Here is a 358-nt window from a genome sequence, read left to right as displayed (position 1 = left end):
AGTGTCAAATTTTTTGTGTAAATGGAAGTCCTCTCCCATTAGCTAGCTTCTAATACATGGATTCTAACGTATCTTGAATTTGCTTGAAACCTCGATGCGTTCGCTCAAAATTTTGGCCGTTGTAGTCACGAATAACTGTGACCAGAACGCGTTCTAGTGCTGGTTCATTTGGAAATTGTTCTTTCTTCTTTGTCTGCCGTTTTAGCTTCTTGTTGAATGATTCAATGAGATTTGTGCTGTAGATGCTACTGCGTATCGCAGCTGGAAAAGTGAAACAGGTCAAGAGATGAGGATTATTTTCTAGCTTGCCCGTTACTTTTGGATACGCCTTTTGCCACTTGTCTATGAAGTCAGCTAA

Annotated in this window: 1 protein-coding gene; it reads right to left on the bottom strand. The window is 40.2% G+C overall.

From position 1 onward, the window contains the following. Positions 1-49: 49 nt before the first annotated feature. Positions 50-358, bottom strand: a 309-nt coding sequence (locus FD07_RS11975; protein ID WP_191980482.1) for a transposase, incomplete at its 5' end; no start/stop codon positions are given.

Origin of the sequence: Levilactobacillus parabrevis ATCC 53295, from assembly GCF_001434055.1 — a bacterium.
Classification (GTDB): domain Bacteria; phylum Bacillota; class Bacilli; order Lactobacillales; family Lactobacillaceae; genus Levilactobacillus; species Levilactobacillus parabrevis.
Note: the sequence above shows the minus strand (reverse complement) of the source record. Positions and strands in the feature narration are given on the sequence as shown.